The organism is Enterococcus sp. 3C7_DIV0644 (assembly GCF_002141235.1).
Lineage (GTDB): Bacteria > Bacillota > Bacilli > Lactobacillales > Enterococcaceae > Enterococcus_D > Enterococcus_D entomosocium.
Genome location: NZ_NGLK01000001.1, coordinates 1,886,001 through 1,910,744, shown reverse-complemented (window position 1 = coordinate 1,910,744; position 24,744 = coordinate 1,886,001). Strand labels below are relative to the sequence as shown.

Genomic DNA, 24,744 nt, shown 5'->3' with positions numbered 1-24,744 from the left:
ATCCGTGCTGCCAAACTGACTCCTTCCACCAGTCAGCGGCTGTCGGTTGGTTCAATGAATGAACCAGCAGCGTCAGGGCAAGAGGAAGGGAGATTGCCCCTTGCTCTTGCAGTGACTCCACTTTAACGGAAGACTTTCCGTAAGGTTTCGGCTAAGGTAGACACGCCTTCGACTTCGATGCCTTTTGGCGGCTGCCAACCAGTCAGATTGTTTTTAGGCAAATAAACTTTTGTAAAGCCCAGTTTCTGCACCTCTTTGACCCGTTGTTCGATCGCATTGACTCGGCGAATCTCACCCGTCAAGCCAATTTCACCGATAAAACACTCCGTCGGGCTGGTGCCTTTTTCTTTATAGCTGGAGGCGATACTAACAGCGATCGCTAGATCGATCGCGGGTTCATTTAATTTGACCCCGCCGGCTGCTTTTAAGTAGGCATCTTGATTTTGCAGCAGCAAACCTGCCCGTTTTTCTAAAACCGCCATGATCAGCGAGACCCGGTTGAAGTCTAGCCCCGTCGTCGTGCGTTTGGCATTGCCGAACATCGTTGGCGTGACCAATGCTTGGATCTCCACCAAGATTGGCCGACTGCCTTCCATTGCCACTACGATCGCCGATCCGGTTGCGCCTTCTAAGCGTTCTTCCAAAAAGACTTGTGACGGATTGGCGACTTCTTTCAACCCGCCTTCTTCCATTTCAAAAATCCCGATCTCATTGGTGGACCCAAAGCGGTTTTTGACGGCCCGCAAAATCCGAAAGCTGTGGTGCTTTTCGCCTTCGAAATACAAGACGGTATCCACCATGTGCTCCAGCATCCGCGGTCCTGCGATCGAGCCTTCCTTCGTCACGTGGCCAACGATAAAGATGGCGATGCCATTGGTTTTAGCGATTTTCAGCAATTCTGCGGTCGTTTCTCGCACTTGGCTGACACTGCCTGCCACACTGGTGATATCCGGTTGGGTCATGGTTTGGATCGAATCGATGATCACATAATCTGGGCGGATGTTTTCGATCGCTTTACTGATCTCTGACATGTCCGTTTCCCCATAGAGATAAAATTCCGTGTCGATGGCGCCTAAGCGCTGCGCCCGCATTTTGATCTGCTCGGCACTTTCTTCTCCTGACACATACAAGACCGTTCCGCCGATCGCTGCTAATTGCTGGGAAACTTGCAAGAGCAGCGTCGATTTTCCGATCCCGGGATCCCCACCGATCAAAATTAAGGAACCTGGGACCACGCCGCCGCCTAAGACGCGATTCAACTCAGCGAGTTTCGTTTGGACCCGCGGTTCTTTTTTCGGTACGACATCGGCAATTTTCGTCGGCTGCATCTTTTGCCCCGTCAATGTCGTACGTACACGACGATCAGCGGTTTCTTGGATCACTTCTTCTACCATTGAATTCCAGCTGCCGCAATTGGGGCATTTTCCTAAATATTTAGGGGAACTATACCCGCAATTTTGACAGACAAATTGACTTTTTGCTTTTTTTGCCATTGATCTCCTCCACTACTTCTATCAAACAGACCCCCAGGCAGGATTTACTGATTCGAGGAGCCAAAGCCGCCGGTTCGGCTGGCAGTGGTTGTATCTTGATCAGCTTTTAAGAACGGCAAGAAAATTCCTTGGCCGATCCGCTCGCCTTTTTTAATGACGACATCTGTGGGGCCGAAATTAGTAAACTGGAACATAATATGCCCTTCATTATCTGGATTGTCATAGTAATCGCTGTCGATGACGCCGACACCATTCGTCAAGACTAAGAAACGTTTCAAAGGATTGCTGGAACGATTTGTCAGCTGCAAATACTCGTCTTCCCCCATATAGGCTTTGATCCCAGTGGGAATCAAGGTTGGCTTCAACTGTTTTGCGGTCTCTTTCGCAAAAAGCGCTTTGACCCCATCGATCACGCCCGCTTTCCAAATGCTTGGCACCACGATTTCTTCCGCGGCTTCAAAGTCATAACCAGCCGCATGATGGGTGGCACGTTGAGGCAAGGTGATGCTTTTTTCTTTATATGATGTAATAATTTCAAATCCTCGTAATTTCATGGGTTCCTCCAATAATAAAACATATAGCTATTTTAGCATAGGAAGAACTATTTTCTTCATGGAAAACACAATTATCGAAAAGTCTTTACAATTTCTTCGTTTAAAATAGCTCAAAAAGAAAAAAGAGCATGACGAAACGCCCGTTTGCGAGTACAATAGAAAAAATATCAAAAAATAGGCGGTGGCATATGCGCGCAGATCTTTCAAACAAAAACCGAATCGTTGTAAAAATCGGCACCAGCTCGTTGATTTATCCCAATGGTGCCATCAATCTAGCTGGCATCGATGAATTAGCCTTTGTCTTAGCAGCTTTGCAAAACCAAGGCAAAGAAATCATCTTAGTTTCTTCCGGGGCGATCGGTGTTGGCATGAACAAGTTAAATTTGAAAGAACGACCCGTGGAGATTCCACAGCAGCAAGCCGTGGCCGCCGTTGGCCAATCGGAACTGATGACGATCTACAACCAGCGTTTTCAAAGCTATAGCCAGCAGACTGCACAAATTCTGCTGACCAGAGACATCATCGAATTTCCCCAAAGCCGTCAAAACGTTAGCAACACCTTAGAGCAACTACTTACGATGGGGATCATCCCGATCATTAATGAAAACGACACGGTGGCAGTAGATGAATTGGACCATCTCACCAAATTTGGCGACAATGACCAGTTGTCAGCGATCGTCGCTCAGTTGACGAAAGCCGAGCTTTTGATCATGCTTTCTGATATCGATGGCTTTTATTCCGCCAATCCGCTGAATGATCCTGATGCCGTTTTGTATTCCGAGATCAATGAAATCACCCCGGAACTTTTAGAACAAGCTACGGGAAAAGGCAGTCCTTATGGAACCGGCGGTATGACCAGTAAACTAAAAGCCGCCCAACGCATCTTAGACGTGAACAGTCACATGCTGCTCGCTAACGGCAAGCAGCCGAAAATTATTTTTGACTTGCTCGCAGGGGAACCTGTCGGCACCCACTTTTATCAACGAACGGAGGATGAGCAATGAGCAACTTGCAAACGATCGGTCAACAAGCTCAAGCAAGCGCCCAGACATTAAGCTTACTGAGTGCCAGTGAAAAAAATCACCTACTGGTAGCGATGGCCGATGCTTTAGAAAAAGCTACTGAGACGATTTTAGCTGCTAATCAACAAGACCTAGCTGCCGCAAAAGCCAAAGGAACCAGCCAAACGATGCTGGATCGACTGTTGCTGACAGAACAACGGATCACAGAGATGGCTAACGGCATCCGAGAAGTCGCCCAATTGCCCGATCCAATCGGTGCCGTGGATAAAATGTGGCGCAATGCTGACGATCTTTTGATTGGTCAACAGCGGGTGCCCTTAGGGGTCATCGGCATCATCTACGAAGCTCGTCCTAATGTCACCACTGACGCCGCTAGTCTGTGTTTCAAATCAGGAAATGCCGTGATTTTGCGTGGTGGAAAAGAAGCCTTCCACTCCAATCAAGTCCTCGTGACTATTTTACAAGAGGCATTAGCTGCCAATGGACACTCCCGCCATGCGATCCAGTTTATCGAAGACACGAGCCACGAAACAGCGGCTGAACTAATGCGTCTGACGGATTACTTGGATGTTTTGATCCCCCGTGGGGGCGCCGGCTTGATTCGTCGCGTCAAAGAGACCGCCACAGTACCAGTGATCGAAACCGGCACCGGCAACAATCATATCTACATCGATCAAGCCGCCCAGCTGCCGATGGCACTGGCGATCGTTACGAATGCAAAAACGCAACGCCCTTCTGTCTGCAATGCCATCGAAACGATCCTCGTCCATGAAGCAGTGGCAGCGGAATTTTTGCCAATGGTAGAACAGCAATTTGCCAATCAAGTCGAATTGCGAGGAGATGAAAAAGCATTGGCGTTTTTAAACAATGCACAGCTTGCCACTGAAGAGGACTGGGCAACCGAGTTTTTAGACTATATCTTAGCGATCAAAGTGGTGGCTTCGCTAGAAGAAGCCATTGCCCACATCAATCGCTACAATACGAAGCACTCCGAAGCGATCATCACTGATGATTATTTCGCTTCCCAACGCTTCTTGAAAGAAGTTGATGCGGCGGCGGTTTACGTCAATGCCTCGACCCGTTTCACGGATGGCTTTATGTTTGGCTTTGGTGCCGAGATCGGCATCTCGACGCAAAAACTACATGCCCGTGGGCCAATGGGGTTAGAAGCACTGACTTCCACCAAATACATTATTTATGGCGAAGGACAGATCCGTAAGTAACGATATGCAAAAACAGCCCCCTGCTGTAGTGTCCCCCAAAAAGTTCGATCAAAAGCGAACTTTTGGAGGTCGGTACACCCGTGCAAGGGGTTGTTTTTGCGTCTTCTTATGCTTGTGCAGCCCGCAAAACGAAGGAAAGCGGGTCGATGCCAAACAATTCTGTCAGCACCCGATTGGTTGTGGCAAAAACGTCTGCTTCACAACTCTTTTTCGGACAAGCAATCGTCTGTCCTTTGCTGGAAAACGTATCCTGGCGGCTGCCTTCTACAAAAATCACTTCTTGTGTTCCTTTGCGATAGATCAGCCCTTCGTCTTCTTCCAATAATAAGCGAGTCTGCCACTGATTGATTTGAGCGATGGGCATCACCAAGGATGCAACATCCAAGTTTTCTAACGAAAAACTACGACCATCTGGCAGCTGCAGCGTGAAGGTATTGAGTTCATAAGGCAAACAGGCATTGCACCCTCCTTCTGTGATGACTTGGCTCGTGAGGATTTCTACGTTCATTCGTTTCGCCTCCTTTCATGAATACTTCATGTTTAGTTTATCACAAAACCTATGGCCCACGGCGGAGCAATTATTCCGCCTTAAGTTGGATGTGTTTCTTCTTCCTTCTTGCTATGCTAAGGATAAGAAAAAAAGTCTAGGAGGAGTCGCTATGAATACAGAAAGTTTATTAGGAAGAATCGTTACTGTCGTGGCAGTTTTAATCGCAGCATCTCTTGTTTTATCTGTCGTATTAGGCATTGTTGGTGGGTTGATCGGATTGATCTTCCGTTTCGGGATTCCTTTACTGCTGGCCGTTTTGATTGTTCGCTGGTTAACCTCGATTCGCCAAAAACCAAGAAAATATTATCGTTAATTGCAGGAAAACCAAAACCACCTGACTTTCCAACAGTCAGGTGGTTTTTTCTATCCATCAGCCTAATGCGACATCTAGAACCATCATTAAGATAAAGCCTAACATGACGCCAAAAACCGCAAAATGGCGGCGACTCGTCAAGGTTTGCTGCGCTTCTGGAATCAATTCTTCCACCACCACATAAATCATAGCACCCGCTGCAAAAGCCAACGCATACGGCAAGACAGCGGACATACTCGTTACCAACAAAGCCCCGATCACACCCGCGATCGGTTCAACGATCCCAGATGCTTGCCCATACATAAAGGCTTTGGTTCGGCTTAACCCTTCTTGGCGCAAGGGGATCGAAACGGCTGCGCCTTCTGGAAAATTCTGGATCCCGATCCCGATTGCCACCGAAAGTGCTGCTAAGATCGCAGCTCGCGGATCATCAGCACTAGCCGCCGCCCCAAACGCTACCCCTACCGCCAAGCCTTCCGGGATATTATGTAGTGTGATGGAAAAAACCAGCAAGATCGTTCGCTTCAAATGACTAGGCAATCCTTCTGTTTCATGATTCGGACCAAAATGCATATGTGGGAGTGTCTTATCTGCTGCATAAAGAAACAAACCGCCCAAACCAAACCCGATACTGACCACCAGCCACGGAATGTCGCCATTTTCTTCGGCTCGTGCGATCGCAGGATCTAATAACGACCAGAAACTAGCGGCGATCATCACTCCAGAGGCAAACCCCAGCATCGTGTTCAGGACATTTTTATTGATTTCTTTGAAGAAAAAGACTAGCGCTGCCCCAAGCGCCGTCATACCATACGTAAAGATCGTCCCCGCCAGCGCTTGCTGCCATGGCGACAATCCAACCAACCAATCCACCATTCGTCTGCTCCTTTGTCTAACTATTCTACCAATACTCTAGCATAGGAAGCCGTCAGGTTCTACTAGGAAGGCAGCAGCAGCCATAATTTTTCTTTCACCAGGCCTATGCCTTTCCTGACGAAATCCGCGGCTTTACTTGAAAGTTTCAACATTCATCGCTATAATGCTAGGAGACTCCATGTCAATTTATATAAAGTGAGGAAAAGAATTGATTACAGTAAGTGATGTAAGTTTGCATTTTTCAGACCGCAAACTGTTTGATGATGTTAATATTAAGTTTACGCCTGGTAATTGTTATGGTTTGATTGGTGCAAATGGTGCTGGTAAATCAACTTTTTTAAAAATTTTATCTGGTGAGATCCAACCTTCGACCGGGAACGTTTCTTTAGGTCCTGATGAACGGATGGCTGTCTTGAAACAGAACCACTATGATTACGAAGAGTTTCCAGTGATCGAAACGGTCATCATGGGCCATAAACGTCTCTACGAAGTGATGAAAGAAAAAGACGCGATCTACATGAAGGAAGACTTTTCTGATGAAGATGGGATTCGTGCCGCCGAACTAGAAGGCGAATTTGCGGAACTTGATGGTTGGGAAGCAGAGCCAGAAGCAGCCGTTCTTTTGCAAGGCCTGAACATTCCCGATGAATTGCATCATGTCTTGATGAAAGATCTAACTGCTGGTCAACGGGTAAAAGTCTTGCTCGCACAAGCCCTTTTCGGTAAGCCAGACGTCTTGCTCCTAGATGAGCCTACCAACGGATTGGATATCCAATCTATCAACTGGTTAGAAGAGTTTCTAATCAACTTTGACAACACTGTCATCGTTGTTTCCCATGACCGCCACTTCTTAAATAAAGTTTGTACCCATATGGCCGATCTAGACTTCGGCAAAATCAAATTGTTTGTCGGCAACTATGATTTCTGGTTGGAATCAAGCCAATTAGCGGCGAAATTACAATCACAATCAAATGCCAAAAAAGAAGAACAGATCAAAGAACTGCAAGACTTTATCGCACGCTTTAGTGCCAATGCATCAAAATCCAAACAAGCAACGTCTCGGAAAAAAATGTTGGATAAAATCACCCTTGATGATATTCAACCTTCGTCCCGCCGTTATCCGTTTGTTGGTTTTAAACCAGAACGTGAAATCGGGAATGACTTGCTGCAAGTCGACAATGTCAGTGTGACGATCGACGGCAAAAAGATTTTAGACAATATCTCTTTCACCTTGAATAAAGACGACAAAGTCGCTTTTGTTGCCAATAGCGATATCACCACCACGACGCTATTCAAAGTCATCATGGGGGAAATCACTCCTGATACAGGTAGTGTTCGTTGGGGCGTCACCACGCAGCATGCCTACTTGCCAAAAGATACGACCAGCGAATTCGATACGGATACCCCGATCGTTGATTGGCTGCGTCAATACGCAAGCAAAGAAGAAGACGACAATACCTTCTTGCGCAGCTTCCTAGGTCGCATGTTATTCTCTGGTGATGAAGTATTAAAACCCGTCAACGTTCTTTCCGGGGGCGAAAAAGTTCGCTGTATGTTGTCGAAAATGATGCTTTCAAAAGCCAACGTATTGGTGTTGGATGATCCAACCAATCACTTGGACTTAGAATCGATCACCGCATTAAACGATGGTTTGATGGCCTTCACCGGCTCATTGTTGTTTGCTTCTCATGACCACCAATTTATTCAAACCCTTGCGAACCGTATCATTGCGGTCTCTAGCAAAGGCGTGGTGGATCGTGCCGAAACGACCTACGATGAATTCTTAGAAAATAAAGATGTCCAAAAACGCGTAGCAGAAATGAATCAATAATCTGCTTCTACAAAAAAGAACGCTCCAGTTGCAGCCTTGGTGGCAGGCAACTGGAGCGTTCTTTTTATTTTGTCTAATACTTCGGGCATGTTGGGCAGGTTACGCTTGTTCTAAACGGGCTTTGCCGAATGAAAACAGCGCCAAGCAGCCGTAGCCGGTATGACTGGAGATCGTTGGACCTAATGGATAATGATGAATAATAATGTCAGGAACTTTTTCGGTCAAACGCTTGATGACTTTCTCCGCTGCTTCGGCATCGCCAGCATTGGCAAAATAAACCGTATTGGTTTTTGATTCGTGAAGATTGGCGATGGTTTGATCCACGATTTTTTGGATCGCTTTGTTGCGTCCCCGCACTCGATCAACACTGCGTAATTTTCCCGCGGTATCTACGGTAATGATTGGTTTCACATTCAACAATCCACCGATCGCTGCGGCTGTTTTAGAGATTCTGCCGCCGCGTTCCAATTGTTTTAAATCATCGACGGTGACCCATGAATCTAAACGCAGTTTATTTTCTTCTACCCATTGGCTGACTTCCAGCAACGAACGCCCTTGGGCTTTTTGTTGAGCTGCTTCAGCCACTAAGAAGCCTTCGCCTAAACTAGCAGAGCGCGTATCGATCAAGGTGATCGCGACTTCTTTGTATTCTTCTTTTAGTAAGGCTACGGCTTGGACGGCACTTTGGAATGAGCCGCTCATTCCTGAAGAAAAACCTAAATAAAGGATCGGTGTGCCCGCTTCGACATATGGCCGAAAATATTCCATATAACGTCCGACATTGATTTGAGAAGTCGTCGGTTGCGCATGCTCTTTTAGTTTTCCTAAAAACCATTCCGTATCAAATTCTTTGCCCATATCATCGATATATTCTTTGCCATCTAATTCAATCAGCATTGGAATATAGGCGACATCTAGCTCCGCTAATCTTGCTGCTGGTAAATCACAGCAGGAATCTGTCATGATTTGAAACATGGTTTCACCCCTCTCGTTACCCCCTATTATAGCAAAAAAAGAACAAGACAGAAGAAATTCTCATCAAAAGCAGCCAAACTTATCGTTGACCGCTTCTGACACAGAAGTTCTTTGTCTTGTTCTGATGCTTTCGCGTCAGGTTAAATTTGCGCCCAAACACTTTCTAAGATGTTGGTTTGGCTGCGGTCTGGCCCTACCGAGAAGGTCGAAATGCGGACACCGACTAATTCAGAGATGCGGTGAACGTAATTGCGTGCATTTTCTGGCAGATCTGCCAATGTTTTGCAGCCAGTAATGTCTTCAGACCAGCCAGGAAGTTCTTCGTAGACTGGTTTGCAGCGGTTCAACTCTTTCAAGCTTGCTGGATAATGATAGATCAATTCGCCGTCTAGTTCATAAGCGGTACAGATTTTCACGGTTTCTAAACCGCTCAAGACATCGATCGAGTTAAGGGATAGGTTCGTGATCCCTGAGACCCGTTTTGAATGGCGCATCACGACGGTATCAAACCAGCCCACACGACGAGGTCGTCCTGTCGTTGTCCCGTATTCACGACCGATCTTACGAATTTGTTCACCTGTTTCATCAAACAGTTCCGTTGGGAATGGACCATCTCCTACCCGAGAGGTGTAGGCTTTGCAGACACCAACGACTTTGTTGATTTTTGAAGGGCCCACACCACTACCGATGGTGACACCTCCAGCAACGGGGTTGGATGACGTTACGAAAGGATAGGTTCCTTGGTCGATATCCAGCATCACGCCTTGTGCCCCTTCAAATAAAACTCGTTTGCCTTCGTCTAAGGCATCGTTAAGGATCACCGAAGTATCCGTCACATATTTTTTGATTTGTTGGCCATATTCGTAATACTCTTCAAAAATATCTTCAAAGGCGATTGGCTCTGCATCAAACATTTTCACGAATTGACGATTTTTTTCTTCTAAGTTGATACGCAGACGTTCTTCAAAAATTTCTTTGTCTAAAAGATCAGCGATCCGAATGCCGACTCTGGCCGCTTTATCCATATAGGCTGGTCCGATCCCTTTGATTGTCGTACCGATCTTGTTGTCACCTTTGGCATCTTCTTGCAGCTGATCCAAATGGATATGGTAAGGTAAAATAACATGTGCACGATCAGAGATCTTCAAGTTTTCTGTTATTATATTGTTTTCTTTCAAGTATGCTAATTCTTTAACTAATGATTTCGGGTTCACAACGACCCCGTTTCCAATGACACTGATTTTATCTGCATAAAAGATCCCTGAAGGAATCAAATGCAGTTTATAGGTCACACCGTCAAATTTAATCGTATGGCCGGCATTGTCTCCACCTTGATAACGTGCAATGACTTCCGCGTTTTCACTCAAAAAGTCCGTAATCTTTCCTTTACCTTCATCGCCCCATTGTGTACCTACTACTACTACAGATGACATATAATGACCTCTTTCTTTAATTAGTGCATTCCTTAAGTATTGTAACAAGATTCGCAAGCTCTTTCAATCTAAAATCGAATAATCGTTTTAAATTCTCATTTTTCAGGGGTAAAAAACGAACTATTTTCTTTGGAATAATTATTTATACACGTAAAAACGAATAAAGTCGACACATAAAAAAAGCCCTACTACCATCAGCGCAATGCAGACGGCAGCAGGAGCCATTGTTTTTCAAATAATTGGTGTCTTACCCGAACTCTTCTCGCGGCGAGACCGAGGAGAACTTATTGTATTCTTTGATGAATAGAAGTTCGACGGTCCCTCGGGCACCACTCCGGTTTTTCTCGATAATGACTTCGATCACATTGTTGTTTTGTTGTTCTTCTGGTTCATCGTCATCGTCGCCTTCGCTGCGGTAGTAGTCATCTCGGTACAAGAAAGCAACGATATCGGCATCCTGCTCGATCGACCCTGATTCCCGAATATCACTTAAAACAGGACGCTTGTCTTGTCGCTGTTCCACACCCCGAGAAAGCTGAGACAGTGCAATCACCGGCACTTTCAATTCCTTCGCCAGTTTCTTTAATTGGCGAGAGATCTCAGAGACTTCTTGTTGGCGGTTTTCGCGACCCGTTCCTTCAATCAGCTGCAAATAGTCGATCAAAATCAAGCCGAGATTGCCTTTTTCTTGCGCCAGTTTCCGACAACGCGCCCGGATCTCAGAGATCTTGATCCCGGGGGTATCATCGATATAGATATTGGCGTTAGAAAGACTGCCCATGGCAACGATCAAATTCCGCCATTCTTCTTCTGAGAGCTGCCCCGTCCGCAAGTGACTAGCCTCAATCGAGCCTTCCGCACAAAGCATCCGGTTGACCAATGATTCAGCCCCCATTTCCAGACTAAAGATCGCTACGGAACGATCGGTTTTCGTTCCGACATTTTGCGCGATATTCAAGGCAAACGCGGTTTTCCCTACCGCGGGGCGGGCAGCGAGAATAATCAGCTCTTCTTTTTGCAGCCCCGCCGTCATTTTGTCTAAAGCCGCATAACCCGTAGGTAATCCGGTGATTTCTTCATTGTTTTGCGCCAATTGATCGATCGTTTCGATCGTCCGATTCAAGACTTCCGCTATCGATTGGAAGCCATTACTGTTGCGCTTTTCGGATACTTCTAAAATACTTTTTTCTGCTTGATCAATGATCGATTGTACATCTTCATCTTGTTCAAAGCCTTTGGTTACGATACGGCTCGCTGTTTGGATTAGATTGCGCAGCGTGGCTTTGTCGTCAACGATCTTCGCATAATAAGCAATACTTGCTGCTGATGGTGAAGCTTGACTCAGTTCAGTCAGGTACGTCAGACCGCCAACATCTTCAAGACTGTTGCTTTTTTCAATTTCTGCTTTCAACGTAATCAAGTCGATCGATTCACTACGGTCGTTCAACTGGATCATTGCTTGAAAAATTATTTGATGGCTGCGGCGATAAAAATCTTCTGGGGCGATTACTTCCATTGCATCGATGATCGCATCGGCATCTAAAAAGACTGCCCCTAGGACCGCTTGTTCCGCTTCAATATCTTGTGGGGGAACTTGATTTTGCCAAACTTCATTCATGCCATTCGCTCCTTCGTCCATTCATTCTACAAGATTCCCATCCAAAGTACAAGATTGCTTGGACGTTTGCCGAAAAAAAACCCAACATGTGACTGTTGGGAGTAATGCTTATTCTTGAATGGTATGAACATTGATCGTTGCTGTTACTTGTGGGTGCAATTTTACAGGTACTTGCGTAAACCCTAATGCACGAATCGGCTGATCCAATTCGATTTTGCGTTTGTCGATCTTAATTTTGTATTGCTTGTTCAAGGCATCGGCAATTTGTTTTGATGGGATCGAACCGAACAAGCGGCCATCTTCCCCTGCTTTGGCATTGATCTTCACGACGGTTTCTTCTTTTTCAAGAAGTGCTTTTAGCTCTTTCGCTTCTGCTAAGACTTCCGCATCTTGTTTTTCTTTGGCTTTTTGTTTGCCTTTTAATTCTGCCATGCTTTCATTGTTGGCAGGTTTGGCTAAGTTGTTTTTGATCAGAAAGTTTTGTACGTAGCCATTAGGGACTTCCTTGATATCGCCTTTTTTGCCTTTGCCTTTGACATCTTGTAAGAAAATAACTTTCATCTTGGTCACTCCTTGTTATTGTTCATTTTTCGTTAATTCCGCTCGCAGCTGGTTTTCTACATCACCAATGCTGCTGTTCTTTATTTGCGTGGCTGCGTTGGTAAAATGTCCGCCGCCGCCTAATGCCTCCATCAAGGTTTGTACATTGACTTTACCAGTGCTTCTAGCACTGATACCGATCAAATCTCCTGGTTGTTTCGTAATGACAAATGCGGCATGGATCCCATTGATCGATAGCAGAGTATCGGCCGCTTTTGCAACGGTGACACTATCGTACACCCGATCTTCATCCGCTGCAGCAATCACGATATCTTCGCGGAAATGCTGGCTGCGAGAAACCAGTTCACTGATCATCAAATAGGAATCGAGATCCGTACTCAACATGTATTGAACCAATGACGTATCTGCGCCTTGGTTTTTCAAATAGCCAGCAATATCAAAGGTCCGACCAGTGGTTCGCACCGTGAAGTTCTTCGTATCCACGTAGATTCCCGCTAATAAAGAAGTCGTAATAAATTTAGGGACTTGCGATCTGCGAGAAGCGCGATACTGGATCAATTCTGCTACCAGTTCCGATGCTGAAGACGCGGAAGATTCAATATACGTCAATAATGGCTTATCGGGAAACTCATCCCCGCGACGATGGTGATCGATCACTGCGATTTTGTCAAATTCATCATAGACCGCTTGCGAGATCGACATCGACGGCTTATGGTAATCTACCATCACTAAAACACTTTCTTCATTTGATAAATTGACTGCTTCTTCCCCAGTGATCACAAATCGTTCCAGCTCGGGGTATTTTTTCAATTCTTCCAATGCCCGCTGAATGTCGGCGGTGATCTCTTTCGGATTTAAAATGATGTAGCATTCTTTGTCGCTCATCATCGCCATGTAAGCCACCCCAAAAGCCGAACCTAAAGCATCCATGTCCGGGTAACGATGACCCATGATAAAAATCCGCTGGTTTTCAGCAAAAATCTTTCTCAACGCCGTACTCATGGCACGAGAACGAACACGCGTTCTCTTCGGCGTACCATCCGTATTACCGCCAAAGAATTGCGGTTTTGCTTCTTCTTTGGCTTCTTTTAAAACGACTTGATCGCCGCCACGAACTAACGCAATGTCGAGATTGTTTTGTGCCACTTCACCAATCTCTTCAAAAGACTCTTCCCCATAGGAGATTCCCATACTGATCGTTAATGCCAGATCATTTTTTTCCGCAACTTGCCGTACTCTAGTCAAAAATTGGAATTTTTCTTCCTTCATCCGCTCAATATCTGAATACTTCGCGACGAAAAGAAACCGCTCGGAATTGATTCGTTTGTAAAAAACATGATTCTCACTTGCCCAATCAGAAATCAGTGTCGTGATCAGCGAGTTCAAATAAGAAACTTGTTTGTCGTCTTTTTTCTCAATCAAATCATCGTAATTATCAATTGAAATCAACCCAATTGCTGCCATCTTTTTTACCCCTCAATGTATCATCCCATTTTTTTGAAGCTTTGTTCCTTATTTTACCACAAAACAATCAAATAGGCGATTGATGCAAAAAGTTCCACGTGAAACTTTTTTGGTGAGATAATCATGGGAAAATTTCTGTCACTCGTTATTTTATCTGTATATAAAATAACAAGTATTTCTTCAGTAGATAAAAAAATTGACAAGCTTCAAAAGAAACTTGTCAATGAAAATCATTCGATTTATTCTTCGCCTACGAATGGAAGTAATCCCATAATACGCGCACGTTTGATTGCAATGGTAAGTTTGCGTTGGTTTTTCGCACCAGTACCAGTTACACGACGTGGTAAAATTTTACCGCGTTCTGAAATGAAACGTTTTAGTAATTCAATATCTTTATAATCGATATGTTCAATATGGTTTGCAGCAATGTAGTCTACTTTACGACGTTTGCGTCCGCCTCTTCTTTGTTGTGCCATCCTATTTCCCTCCTATCAATTTCTTAGAATGGTAAATCATCGTCTGAAATGTCGATTGATGAGTTTCCGAATGGATCGGAGTTGTCTCGATCAAAATTAGGCATTCCTGATGGTTGAGAGGATTGAGTTTGATTTGAGTTATTGTTACCAAATCCAGAAGAACTATTTGAGTTATACGTATTGCTGCTGCCAGATCCGCTATCAGTTGTGCGTCTTTGCTCGGAAGCATTTCGCGATTCTAATAATTGGAAGTTGTCAGCAACGACTTCTGTTACATAAACACGTTGGCCTTGTTGGTTGTCGTATGAACGGGTTTGAATACGTCCAGTAACCCCTAATAAAGTTCCTTTGCGTGCATAGTTTGCTAATGTTTCCGCTGGTTTTCTCCAAATAACACAGTTGATGAAATCAGCTTCGCGCTCTCCACTTTGGTTGGTAAAATTGCGATTTACCGCCAAGGTAAAGGTTGCGACACCAGTGCCATTAGAAGTGTAACGTAAATCAGGATCTTTGGTTAGTCTTCCTACTAGTACAACATTATTAATCAAAGTTCATCATCTCCTCATCGCTTTTGTTTCATGTGAAACAATATTATGCTTCTTCTTTGACAATCATGTGACGGATAATGTCATCATTGATTTTCGCAAGACGGTCAAACTCGTTGATTGCACTTGCAGTTGTTGAAGAAGAAACTTTAACGATGTGATAGATACCCTCACGGAATCCATCCATTTCATACGCTAGACGGCGTTTTTGCCAATCTTTTGATTCGATAACTTCAGCGCCGTTATCAGTTAAGATTGAGTCAAAACGAGCGATCAATGCGGCTTTTGCTTCTTCATCAATGTTTGGACGAATGATATATAAGATCTCATATTTCGTGTTTTCCATTGATTTTTCACCTCCCTGTGGACTTTGGCCCCTAGTTTTCTAGGAGCAGAGAGAGTGGTCTAATTAGACTACTCACAAATAATTATTATACACTTTTTTCGTCCCTACTGCAAGCTATTTTTTTGCGTCCCTGCATCTACCCATCACCGCAAACAATCGCTTACACTGATAAATACGTCAGCTGCTGCCGATTTTTTGAAAAAGAGTAAAAAGACAGCAAGCTGCAGGTTCGCAGGTTGCTGTCTTCCTAGAAAATGTATTGCTTATTCTTGTGTATCCGTGGTGTCTTCCGTTGTTTCTTCCACAACTGGCACGTCTTGTCCCGCTGTTTCTTCGGCAGTCGTTAGTTCTTCTTCGACTTCCGGTTCAACCGTTGCCATCGTCACTACTTTGGCATTGTTTTCCATCTTCATCAAACGAACCCCTAAGGTTGCCCGACCAGTTTGGGAAACAGTCGCTACATTGAAACGAATCAAGACGCCTTTATTGGTGATCACCATGATGTCTTCCTCACCGCTGACCGTCGTCAAGCCGGCTAATGGACCGTTTTTCGCCGTAATGTTGGCTGTTTTGATCCCTTTTCCGCCACGACCTTTGATTGGGTATTCAGAGCCTTTGGTGCGTTTGCCATAGCCGTTCTCAGTGATGACCAAGACTTCACTGTCTTCTGTGATCACAGCGGCACCTACGACGTAGTCTCCATCTCTTAGACGAATGCCTCGCACACCAGCAGCTGTTCGGCCCATATCCCGAACAAGGGCTTCTTTGAAAGTCACAGAGTAGCCATCGTGGGTGCCGATGATCACGACATCTTCGCCATGGGTTTCGATCACGTTAACCAACTCATCATTTTCCCGAAGACCGATCGCAATCAGACCATTGGCACGGATATTTGAAAAGGCCGTCACTGAGGTCCGTTTGACCACACCTAGACGCGTCGTGAAGAACAAGTAGCGTCCTTCTTGAGGCCCACCAGAAGCCGAAATGATCGCTTCGATCCGTTCGCTAGAATCGATCCCTAGCAGATTGATCACAGGGATACCTTTGGCTGCCCGACCATACTCAGGAATTTCATAGCCTTTGGCTTTGTAAACTTTCCCTTTATTGGTGAAGAACAGTAATGTGTCGTGAGTCGAACAAGAAATCAACGTCTTCACGAAGTCTTCATCGTGGATCCCCATTCCTTGAACGCCACGTCCGCCGCGACGTTGTGCACGGAATTCAGACTTAGCTACTCGTTTGATGTATCCATTGTTCGTCAAAGTAATGACGATTTCTTCTTCTTCGATCAAGTCTTCATCTTCAAGACTTAAGACTTCCCCAACCAATAATTCAGTCCGGCGATCATCGCCAAAGCGTTGGCCTAATTCTTGCAACTCCGTTTGGATGATCTCTAGGACTCGTTGTGGATTTGCTAAAATGTCTGTCAAATCAGCGATAAATTCTAACAAACCTTGGTACTCGTTTTCGATCTTGTCGCGTTCCAAACCAGTCAAGCGACGCAAACGCATATCTAAAATTGCTTGCGCTTGGCGATCGGACAATTTGAAGCGCTCCATCATGCTATTTTTTGCTTCATCATCAGAATTTGATGCCCGGATCAAAGCAATGATCTCATCGATATGATCCAATGCGATCCGTAACCCTTCTAAGATGTGGGCACGGGCTTCTGCTTTGTTTTTATCAAACTGTGTCCGACGAGTCACCACTTCTTGTTGATGCTCGATGTAGTTTTCTAAAATTCGTTTCAAACTCAAAATCTTCGGCACGCCTTTTTCAATGGCTAACATATTAAAGCCAAAAGAAGATTGCAGTGCAGTCATTTTGTAGAGATTGTTTAAGATCACCGACGCACTGACGTCGCGACGAACGTCGATAACGATCCGCATGCCTTCACGAGACGATTCATCCCGCAGATCGGTGATTCCTTCGATCCGTTTGTCACGGTGCAGCTCAGAGATCCGCTCGATCAACTTCGCTTTATTGACCATATACGGCAATTCAGTCACTAAGATCCGTTCTTTACCGTTGGGCATTTCAGTCACTTCGACTTTTCCGCGAACAGTGATCGAACCTTTCCCTGTTTCATAGGCACGGCGAATACCGGATTTTCCCATGACGATCCCGCCGGTTGGGAAATCTGGTCCCGGCAGGACTTCCATCAATTCACTTGTCGTGACTTCTGGATTTTCCATCAATAGATCGATGGCTGCAATAACTTCATTCAAGTTATGAGGCGGGATATTGGTCGCCATCCCAACAGCGATCCCCGTCGTCCCGTTGACCAAAAGGTTCGGGAAGCGTGCTGGTAATACCGCTGGTTCTCGTTCTGTATCATCATAATTGCTTTGGAAATCAACAGTATCTTTGTTGATGTCCCGCAGCATCTCCATCGCCAGTTTGCTCATGCGGGCTTCGGTATACCGCATCGCAGCGGCACCGTCACCATCGACTGAGCCAAAGTTTCCGTGGCCATCGACTAACATGTAGCGATAGCTGAAGGGCTGTGCCATCCGCACCATTGATTCATAGATCGCACTATCACCATGGGGATGGTATTTCCCCATGACATCGCCGACGATCCGGGCTGATTTTTTATGGGGCTTGTCTGGTGTGACCCCTAATTCATTCATTCCATATAAAATTCGGCGGTGAACCGGCTTTAAGCCATCCCGCACATCTGGTAAAGCCCTAGCAACAATTACACTCATTGCATAATCGATAAAGGACTCGCGCATTTCACTGGTCAGATTGACGTCATGAATATTTTGTTTTGCTTCTTCACTCAAGCTGTTTCCTCCTCTACGATTGGCTAGATGTCAAGATTTTTCACGTAGTGCGCGTTTTCTTCGATAAAGGCCCGTCTTGGTTCGACGCGATCCCCCATCAGCATTTCAAAAATTTGATCGGCTTCAATGGCATCATCTACGCTGACCCGCAGCATCATCCGATTGTCAGGATCCATCGTGGTTTCCCATAACTGGTGGTCATCCATTTCCCCTAGACCTTTGTATCGTTGAACTGTTGGTTTTGGTGTCGCAGGTAGTGATTCAATCGTATTTTTCAAATCTTGTTCGGCATTCTTGCCGGGTTGGATATAATGGATATTTTTCCCTTGTTTGACACCGTACAATGGCGGTTGTGCGATATAGACATAACCGGCTTCAACGATGGGACGCATATAACGATAGAACAGCGTCAAGAGTAGGGTCCGGATATGGGCACCATCGACATCGGCATCGGTCATGATGACTAGCTTGTGGTAACGGGCTTTTGCTACATCAAAATCAGCACCAAACCCGGTACCCATTGCCGTAAACAATGAACGGATCTCTTCGTTTGCTAGGATTTTGTCCATGCTGGCTTTTTCGACATTTAAAATCTTCCCACGGATCGGTAAGATCGCTTGGAATTCCCGACTGCGGCCTTGTTTTGCTGAACCGCCGGCAGAATCTCCTTCGACGATAAACAATTCGCATTTTTCTGGATCATTACTGGAACAGTCGGCTAATTTCCCAGGTAAGTTACTGATTTCTAACGCACCTTTTCGGCGAGTCATTTCCCGGGCACGTTTGGCTGCTTGACGGGCTTTTGATGCCAAAAGTCCTTTTTCCACGACTTGACGACCCACATTCGGGTTTTCCATCAAGAATTTCGTGAAATGTTCGGAAAAGAGACGATCGGTGACTGTCCGCACTTCGGAATTTCCTAATTTGGTTTTCGTTTGTCCCTCAAACTGAGGATCTGGATGCTTGATGGAGATAACCGCCGTCAAGCCTTCCCGAACATCTTCTCCGGTCAGGTTTTCGTCGTTTTCTTTCATCAATTTTGACTTGCGGGCGTAATCATTGATCACCCGGGTCAAGGCAGTCTTAAACCCGAATTCATGGGTTCCGCCTTCATAGGTATGGATGTTGTTGGCAAAACTTAGCAGGTTGCTATGGTAGCTATCGGTATATTGCATGGAGACTTCAACCGTGATTCCTTGTTGTTCTCCTTCTAAATAGATCGGATCTGGGAAAATCACTGTTTTACTCGCATTCAAATGCTCCACATAGCTCTTGATCCCGCCGTCGTAATGATATTCTTTCAAAACGGGTTTTTCTTCCCGTTTGTCTTCGATCGAGATTTTTAAACCACGGTTCAAGAAGGCTAATTCCCGAACCCGCGTCGCTAATTTATCAAAATTGAATTCCGTTGTTTCCGTAAAGATCTCTGGATCTGGAACAAAGTGGACGGTCGTTCCGTGGCGGTCGGTTTCATCGATCACTTTTAAGTCATCAACGACTGCTCCACGATGGTATTCTTGATAATACACTTTGCCTTCTTTATAGACTTTTACGTCTAAAGTCGTGGACAACGCATTAACGACGGAGGAACCTACCCCATGAAGTCCGCCGGAAACCTTGTAGCCGCCGCCGCCAAATTTCCCGCCGGCATGCAGGATCGTAAAGACGGTTTCTACCGCTGGACGGCCTGTCTTGGCTTGGATATCAACGGGGATCCCCCGACCGTCATCGACGACCGTAATACTATTATCTGGTTCAATGATCACTTGAATACTTGAGGCAAAGCCTGCTAGTGCTTCGTCGATCGAGTTATCGACGATTTCCCATACTAAGTGGTGCAAACCTTCTGAACTGGTAGAACCAATGTACATCCCAGGTCGTTTGCGGACGGCTTCTAGTCCTTCCAGCACTTGGATCTGACTGGCATCATAGGCTTTCGCACGTTCAACTAAGCTTTTTTCTTCTTCTGTCATTCAGTCTATTCTCCTTTAATATGTCCTTGCTCTACATAAAAAATCTCTGCTTCCACAGACATTTTGTCTTTTACATGTTCTAATGTCGTTGTTGTCAGAAAGGTCTGAACTTTTCCTTCAATGGTTTCCAATAAATGCAGTTGTCGGGAATCATCCAGCTCACTCATGACATCATCTAATAAAAGGACGGGATATTCCCCTGTTTCTTCTTTCATCAAATCGATTTCTGCCAATTTGACACTTAGGGCCGTTGTTCGCTGCTGTCCTTGCGAACCAAAGGTCTGAACATTTTTCTCATTGATCAAAAAATCCAGATCGTCTCGATGGGGGCCTGCCAACGTGACTTGCCGAAATCGTTCACGGTCTTTGACTTGTGCCAAGGCTTTGACAAATTGCTGTTGGATCTCCTCCAGCGAGGTCGCCTCACCGGGCACATTTGATAAATAGTCGATCTGCAAGGTTTCTTTTCCTTGGCTGATCTTTTGGTGCAGCTGATTTGCCCAATACGCCAAGCGCTGAACAAACCGTTGTCTGGCTAAAATGATTTTACTGCCGAAAGCCACCAGCTGTTCCGTCAAAACATCTAAATAGATCTCATCGGTCTGTTTTTTTTCATTCAGCTGTTTTAAGTATTGATTGCGCTGTTTCAAAACGGATTGGTATTGAACGAGATCATAGAGATAAATTGGATCGATCTGCCCAATTTCCATATCGAGAAATTTGCGGCGGACTTGGGGACTTCCTTTTACAAGGGAGAGGTCTTCTGGAGCAAATAAAATGACATTCAGCTGCCCTATGTAACTACTGAGCTTTTTTTGCTCAATGTGGTTTACTTTCGTTTTTCGTCCTTTTTTTGACAAAAACAGTTCTAACGGGATCGTTGAGCGTCCCCGACTGACACTGCCAGAGATCCGCGCACCTTCCGTGTCCCAACGGATAAGTTCTTGCTCGCTGGAGGTGCGGTGGCTTTTGGTCATCGCCAATACATAGATACTTTCTAAAATATTGGTTTTTCCTTGCGCATTTTCGCCTAAAAAAATGACCAGACCTTTCTCAAAAGTCAGTGTCAGCGAATCATAGTTCCGATAATTGCTTAAATGCAACTCATTCAGCCGCATCTGCGTCTTCCTTCTTCACCATAAAAAAAGTACCTTCATCAGGTAGCTCAACACGCATTCCCGCATACAATTTGCGCCCTCGTCGATTTTCCGGCTCGCCGTCGACAAAAACGGTGTGCTCTGCAAGGTACCATTTCGCTTGGCCGCCGCTGCTGATCACACTGACTTCTTTGAGCATTTGTCCAAGTGTCATATATTCCGTTTCTAACGGTATTTGCATTTTCATAATTCCCCTCAATTCTATCAAAGAGCGTTTAGCTCTATTATACTCTTTTTTTGCCAAGAAAACAAATTCATCGGCATATTTTTCATTCTCAGAAGACTTACTGCTTTTAGACAAAAAAGAAGCCAAAATAGAAAAAAGGGCTTAAAAACGATTTTAAGCCCTTTTAACTCATTTATTCATTTTCAGATGATTGTTTCAACTTTTTTCAAAAGACATGAAAAACTAGTTGGTGCGCACCGGTGTGATCAGCTGGATAAAGCTGCCTTTGCTCTCTGTTGGCTCCAATGTAAAGGGACGGATCGCTGAGATAAAGCGGATCACGATGCTGGTGTCACCAAATGCTCGTAGTGCAGCTTTCATATAATCAGGATTGAAAGAGATCTCTAATGGGTCGCCGGTCACTTTTTCAAAAGAAAGGTCTTCTTCCACTTTCCCGATTTCTGGTGAGTTTCCATATAAGACAACAGCTTCCTCGGAGATTGCCAAACGAACGATGTTGTTACGGCCTTCATGGGAAAGCAATGACGCCCGTTCGATAGCCTGTAACAATTCTGGCACAGAAAATTCAATTTCAGTATTGAAGCTTGAAGGGATCAGACGGTTGGTATCTGGGTAAGTTCCTTCCAATAAACGAGAATAGAATTTCATAGTTTTCGTTTGGAACAATACTTGGTTATCCATAATGCTGATTTGGATCGCTTCTTCTTCATCTGTTAAGGAACGAGAAAGTTCCGTTAGGCTTTTGCCGGGAATCACGATATTGAAGGCTGTTTCCCCGCTTTCCAAGGGAATCACCCGTTGGCTCAAACGGTGTGAGTCCGTTGCAACAGCTAATAATTTTTGATTTTCTAAGACAAAGTGGACCCCAGTTAAGATTGGACGGCTTTCGTGTTGCGAAACCGCAAAGACCGTTTCACTAACAACCTTATTCAACACGTGCGCTGGAATCTCGATCGAATCTTGACTTTCGACAACTGGTAAATGTGGATAACTATCGGCATCCAAGCCGTTGACGGTAAAGTTAGCTTTTCCAGAAGTGATCGCTACTTGATTATTGTCTAAAACTTCTAACGTTAAGGTACTTTCAGGCAAACGACGAACGATTTCGCTGAAGAAACGTGCTTGTAAAACGATTGCTCCTGTTTTTTCGATTTGCATTTGCGCTTTTTCGTTTTCCACACTTAAAAAAGTTTCAATGGAAATATCGGCATTGCTCCCAGTCATGGTCAATCCTTTTTCGGAAAGGGACAATTTTACTCCGGTTAAGATCGGGATGGTGGTTTTGGTTGAAATCGCCCGTTGGACAGTTTGTAATTCTTGCATGAACTCTGTTCGGTTTAAAGTTAGCTTCATAGCGATACTCCTTTAATTTATAGTTATTAAATAAAAGTAATAGTAGTAATAGGCTTGTTAGTAATGTGGATAACTCGAGAAAAGAGTGATTAGACTAACGAAAATGCCTGTGAATAACTTGTGGACAACTTTTTTGGTTCTTCTTTTCTTATCCACAGATCAGCTGAAGAGAATTTGTTTGATTTCAGCGATCTCATTTTTGATCGTGGGATCTGTTTCGACTAAATGCTGAATTTTTTCATGGGCATGAATGACCGTGGTATGGTCTTTGCCACCAAATTCGCCACCGATTTTTGGTAAAGAACTATCGGTCAATTCTCGAGAGAGATACATCGCGATCTGCCGTGGGACAACGATGCCTTTGACCCGTTTTTTCCCTTTTAGATCATTGACATGAATGTGATAGTATTTTGCGACTTCTTCTTGGATCTGCAAAATCGAAACTTGGGTCGAGCCATGGCTTGATTTCAAGGCTTTGATGGCTTCAGCTGCCAAGCTCGTTGTAATGTCTGAGTTTTGCATCGTAGCAAAAGCTTGCACCCGCACGAGTGCTCCTTCAAGTTCCCGGATATTTGAATCGATCTGTCCAGCGATATAACTTAGCGTATCGTCGGGGATCTCCAAGCGTTCGGCTTCGGCTTTTTTCCGCAAAATCGCAGTCCGCGTCTCTAGATCCGGCGGGGTGATATCAACGGACAAGCCCCAAGCAAAACGGGAAACCAAACGTTCTGGTAAAGTCGGGATCTCATTTGGCAAACGATCACTTGTGAGGACGATCTGTTTATTATTGCGATACAGTTCTTCGAAGGTATTAAAGAATTCTTCTTGGGTTCCTTCTTTATTGACTAAGAATTGAATATCATCCACTAGCAAAAGATCAACATTGCGGTATTCGTTTCGAAAATCTTCCATTTTGTTCTTTTGAATAGAAGTAATGAAATCATTGGTGAAATTTTCACTACTAACATACTTGATTTTGGCATTGGGACGTTTCAGCAACATTTGATGACCGATCGCATGCATCAAGTGGGTTTTCCCTAAACCAACGCCACCATAGAAGAACAGCGGATTATAAATAGACCCAGGATCTTCTGCAACAACTAAAGCAGCAGCGTGGGCCATCTGATTGCCTTTCCCGATGACAAAGGTATCAAATGTGTATTTTTCATTTAAGATCGATTTCGGCGGCCGCTCGTTTTCTTTTGCAGCTGTTTGAATAGTAGAAGGGGCTGTTTTTAAAGCTTCTGCTTCTTCGACAGTCACAAAACTAGGAATCAATTCTTCACCAGTTTTCATAAATCCCATTTCAACAATTTTGGCAGCTAGATTTTTTTCCCAATAAGATTTATGAAGATCGCTGGGTACTTCGATCAGCAGCTGATTTTTTTCAAACGACAAGACATTGGCAGTCTCGATCCAAGCACTATAACTGGCCGGATTCAGCTCTTCTTTAAAGGAACGTTGAAGATCTTGCCAAATAGAATCAGCAGATGGCATAAATTGTCCTCCTATAACTAAGAATAGATATAACTAAAATAGCACGGATTGAAAAAGTTTTCCACAGATTACGATAAAAAAGGTTAGAAAAAAATACTTTTCCACAAAACGGGATAAAAGAAAAAAGGAAATGCACATGTTCGAAAATGCACTATCCACAGGTAGAAAAAGAATGTGCATAACTAGAAAAAATTCTCTCTTATCCACAGATCTATCTGAAGATCACGCCTTGATAATACTAGGTTTTAGGCCAGTTATCAACAGCTGGAAAAGCGATTGTGGAAAACTTTTCTACAGGCTGTTTGTTTGTGGAAAAAGTCAAAATAACTCTGGGGAAAAAGTTATCCACAAAAATTAGCTGTAAACAGCAAACCCACACAAATCAAGGGAATTGTGGATAAAGAATGGTCGATTTTGAGCAAACTTCTTATTGACAAACTAGTACTTGACTCGTTATACTATCAAAGTATGTCTGTGCGCATAAGCATTATCCTGATGGAGGTGGAAA

Annotated in this window: 22 protein-coding genes; 4 read left to right on the top strand and 18 right to left on the bottom strand. The window is 44.6% G+C overall.

Annotated elements, in window-relative coordinates:
• Positions 1 to 122: 122 nt before the first annotated feature.
• Positions 123 to 1,493 carry a DNA repair protein RadA gene (radA, locus tag A5877_RS09020; protein ID WP_005226394.1) on the bottom strand — a complete coding sequence of 457 codons (1,371 nt, stop codon included), beginning with the start codon at positions 1,491 to 1,493 and terminating at the stop codon, positions 123 to 125.
• Between the two features lie 44 nt (positions 1,494 to 1,537).
• Positions 1,538 to 2,047 (bottom strand): dUTP diphosphatase, encoded by a 510-nt coding sequence (locus A5877_RS09015; protein WP_005232909.1) that lies wholly within the window; start codon positions 2,045 to 2,047, stop codon positions 1,538 to 1,540.
• 188 nt (positions 2,048 to 2,235) lie between these two features.
• Here A5877_RS09015 and proB point away from each other — a divergent pair, with 188 nt between their 5' ends.
• Positions 2,236 to 3,051 carry a glutamate 5-kinase gene (gene proB / locus A5877_RS09010; protein WP_034872095.1) on the top strand — a complete coding sequence of 272 codons (816 nt, stop codon included), beginning with the start codon at positions 2,236 to 2,238 and terminating at the stop codon, positions 3,049 to 3,051.
• Complete coding sequence (locus A5877_RS09005; RefSeq protein ID WP_061053519.1) at positions 3,048 to 4,292, top strand: glutamate-5-semialdehyde dehydrogenase; 1,245 nt, start codon at positions 3,048 to 3,050, stop codon at positions 4,290 to 4,292. The genes proB and A5877_RS09005 overlap by 4 nt, the downstream gene beginning before the upstream one ends.
• A 106-nt stretch (positions 4,293 to 4,398) precedes the next feature.
• Here the strand turns inward: A5877_RS09005 and A5877_RS09000 are convergent, their stop codons facing one another.
• Positions 4,399 to 4,800 (bottom strand): DUF4809 family protein, encoded by a 402-nt coding sequence (locus A5877_RS09000; RefSeq protein WP_086316721.1) that lies wholly within the window; start codon positions 4,798 to 4,800, stop codon positions 4,399 to 4,401.
• Positions 4,801 to 4,951: 151 nt separating this feature from the next.
• Between A5877_RS09000 and A5877_RS08995 the strand changes: the two genes are divergently transcribed.
• Positions 4,952 to 5,155, top strand: a complete 204-nt coding sequence (locus A5877_RS08995; RefSeq protein WP_008376766.1) for a hypothetical protein — start codon at positions 4,952 to 4,954, stop codon at positions 5,153 to 5,155.
• A gap of 57 nt (positions 5,156 to 5,212) precedes the next feature.
• Here A5877_RS08995 and A5877_RS08990 read toward each other — a convergent pair whose 3' ends face one another.
• On the bottom strand, positions 5,213 to 6,031 hold the full coding sequence (locus A5877_RS08990; RefSeq protein ID WP_005232914.1) for a ZIP family metal transporter: 819 nt from the start codon (positions 6,029 to 6,031) through the stop codon (positions 5,213 to 5,215).
• A 208-nt stretch (positions 6,032 to 6,239) separates the two neighbouring features.
• On the opposite strand from A5877_RS08990, the gene A5877_RS08985 reads away from it, so the two are divergent.
• On the top strand, positions 6,240 to 7,862 hold the full coding sequence (locus tag A5877_RS08985; protein ID WP_005226380.1) for an ABC-F family ATP-binding cassette domain-containing protein: 1,623 nt from the start codon (positions 6,240 to 6,242) through the stop codon (positions 7,860 to 7,862).
• 99 nt (positions 7,863 to 7,961) lie between these two features.
• Here A5877_RS08985 and A5877_RS08980 read toward each other — a convergent pair whose 3' ends face one another.
• The 14 genes from A5877_RS08980 to dnaA all read right to left on the bottom strand — a co-directional run bounded on the left by A5877_RS08980 (position 7,962) and on the right by dnaA (position 24,236).
• Entirely contained in the window at positions 7,962 to 8,837 is an 876-nt protein-coding gene (locus A5877_RS08980) for a DegV family protein (RefSeq protein WP_086316720.1), read from the bottom strand.
• A 140-nt stretch (positions 8,838 to 8,977) separates the two neighbouring features.
• Positions 8,978 to 10,270, bottom strand: coding sequence for an adenylosuccinate synthase (locus A5877_RS08975; protein ID WP_005232916.1), 1,293 nt, complete (start codon positions 10,268 to 10,270; stop codon positions 8,978 to 8,980).
• 247 nt (positions 10,271 to 10,517) lie between these two features.
• Positions 10,518 to 11,888, bottom strand: a complete 1,371-nt coding sequence (gene dnaB, locus A5877_RS08970; protein ID WP_005226374.1) for a replicative DNA helicase — start codon at positions 11,886 to 11,888, stop codon at positions 10,518 to 10,520.
• A 108-nt stretch (positions 11,889 to 11,996) separates the two neighbouring features.
• Positions 11,997 to 12,449 (bottom strand): 50S ribosomal protein L9, encoded by a 453-nt coding sequence (gene rplI, locus A5877_RS08965; RefSeq protein ID WP_086316719.1) that lies wholly within the window; start codon positions 12,447 to 12,449, stop codon positions 11,997 to 11,999.
• A gap of 15 nt (positions 12,450 to 12,464) precedes the next feature.
• Positions 12,465 to 13,913 (bottom strand): DHH family phosphoesterase, encoded by a 1,449-nt coding sequence (locus A5877_RS08960; protein WP_005232918.1) that lies wholly within the window; start codon positions 13,911 to 13,913, stop codon positions 12,465 to 12,467.
• A 239-nt stretch (positions 13,914 to 14,152) separates the two neighbouring features.
• On the bottom strand, positions 14,153 to 14,389 hold the full coding sequence (gene rpsR / locus A5877_RS08955; RefSeq protein ID WP_005226367.1) for a 30S ribosomal protein S18: 237 nt from the start codon (positions 14,387 to 14,389) through the stop codon (positions 14,153 to 14,155).
• Positions 14,390 to 14,412: 23 nt separating this feature from the next.
• Entirely contained in the window at positions 14,413 to 14,937 is a 525-nt protein-coding gene (gene ssb / locus A5877_RS08950; protein WP_005232920.1) for a single-stranded DNA-binding protein, read from the bottom strand.
• Positions 14,938 to 14,980: 43 nt separating this feature from the next.
• Entirely contained in the window at positions 14,981 to 15,280 is a 300-nt protein-coding gene (gene rpsF / locus A5877_RS08945) for a 30S ribosomal protein S6 (RefSeq protein WP_005226363.1), read from the bottom strand.
• 263 nt (positions 15,281 to 15,543) lie between these two features.
• Positions 15,544 to 18,069, bottom strand: coding sequence for a DNA gyrase subunit A (gyrA, locus tag A5877_RS08940; protein WP_008376777.1), 2,526 nt, complete (start codon positions 18,067 to 18,069; stop codon positions 15,544 to 15,546).
• A 23-nt stretch (positions 18,070 to 18,092) separates the two neighbouring features.
• Complete coding sequence (gene gyrB / locus A5877_RS08935) at positions 18,093 to 20,042, bottom strand: DNA topoisomerase (ATP-hydrolyzing) subunit B (protein ID WP_005232922.1); 1,950 nt, start codon at positions 20,040 to 20,042, stop codon at positions 18,093 to 18,095.
• Positions 20,043 to 20,047: 5 nt separating this feature from the next.
• Entirely contained in the window at positions 20,048 to 21,160 is a 1,113-nt protein-coding gene (recF, locus tag A5877_RS08930) for a DNA replication/repair protein RecF (protein ID WP_005232923.1), read from the bottom strand.
• Complete coding sequence (gene yaaA / locus A5877_RS08925; RefSeq protein ID WP_008376781.1) at positions 21,147 to 21,386, bottom strand: S4 domain-containing protein YaaA; 240 nt, start codon at positions 21,384 to 21,386, stop codon at positions 21,147 to 21,149. The genes recF and yaaA overlap by 14 nt, the downstream gene beginning before the upstream one ends.
• A gap of 222 nt (positions 21,387 to 21,608) precedes the next feature.
• Complete coding sequence (gene dnaN / locus A5877_RS08920; RefSeq protein WP_005226354.1) at positions 21,609 to 22,739, bottom strand: DNA polymerase III subunit beta; 1,131 nt, start codon at positions 22,737 to 22,739, stop codon at positions 21,609 to 21,611.
• 159 nt (positions 22,740 to 22,898) lie between these two features.
• The gene (gene dnaA / locus A5877_RS08915) at positions 22,899 to 24,236 is read right to left on the bottom strand and encodes a chromosomal replication initiator protein DnaA (protein WP_005232925.1); all 1,338 of its coding nucleotides are present in this window, start codon (positions 24,234 to 24,236) and stop codon (positions 22,899 to 22,901) included.
• Between the last annotated feature and the right edge of the window lie 508 nt (positions 24,237 to 24,744).